This window comes from Lactobacillus sp. N54.MGS-719, assembly GCF_000980505.1.
GTDB lineage: Bacteria > Bacillota > Bacilli > Lactobacillales > Lactobacillaceae > Lactobacillus > Lactobacillus amylovorus.
Window position 1 is genome coordinate 1 of record NZ_LARO01000122.1, and the last position, 1,038, is coordinate 1,038.

At 40.0% G+C, this 1,038-nt stretch carries 1 protein-coding gene; it reads left to right on the plus strand.

Translation table 11 applies throughout. From position 1 onward, the window contains the following. A partial coding sequence (locus WS44_RS09525) for an ABC transporter ATP-binding protein (RefSeq protein WP_046434120.1) occupies positions 1-934 on the plus strand: 934 nt, incomplete at its 5' end. Positions 935-1,038 lie beyond the last annotated feature (104 nt).

A 1,038-nucleotide genomic window follows, 5' to 3' on the forward strand; every position in this document is an offset into this window, starting at 1 on the left:
TAAAGGTACTTTGGAAATTGATCACAAGGTAATGAACGATGTCGCTCCAAAGGATAGACACATTGCGATGGTTTTCCAGAACTACGCTTTGTATCCACACATGACTATTTATGACAATATTGCTTTCAGCCTTAAATTACGTCACGTAGATAAAGCTGAAATTGATAAACGTGTTCATAAGGCCGCTAAGATGTTGGGCTTGGAAGAATACTTAGATAAAAAGCCAGGCGCTTTGTCCGGTGGTCAACGTCAGCGTGTTGCTTTAGGGCGTGCGATTGTACGTAGTGCCCCTATTCTATTAATGGACGAACCTCTTTCTAATTTGGACGCTAAGCTTCGTGTATCAATGCGTGCCAACATTGCCAAGCTGCACCAACAACTTGGCACAACCACTATTTACGTAACTCACGACCAGACTGAAGCCATGACTTTGGCTGACAGAATCGTAGTTATGTCAGTAGGTAAGGTTGAACAAATTGGCACACCACTTGAGGTTTACAACCACCCAGTTAACCAATTCGTTGCTGGATTTATCGGTTCACCTCAAATGAACTTCTTTAACGTCCATTACAAAGACCAAAGAATTTCTGATGGCAAGGGTCTTGATATCGAAATCCCTGAAGGTAAAGCTAAGATGCTTGAACAAAAGGGATACAACGATAAGGATGTTGTCTTTGGTATTCGTCCAGAAGACATCCACTCAGAAGAAGCATTTATGGAAACTTGGCCAAACTCAGTTATTGAATCTAAGGTTGTTGTTTCAGAACTTTTGGGTTCAACCATCCAACTTTATCAAGAAGTTGACGGAACTGAATTTGTAGCCTTGGTAAACGCTCGTGATTATCACAAGCCAGGCGATAAGGTAAAGATGGGCTTCGATGTTAACAAAGCTCACTTCTTTGATAAAGACACCACAAAGGCTATCGTTAACTAATTTTAATTAAAGCTTACAACCATATGTAGCAAAGGCTACTGTTGTTAAGAAATTGTTTATTGTTTTGATTTTTTAGGAGGAAAAAGTCATGAAGTTTTGGAAGA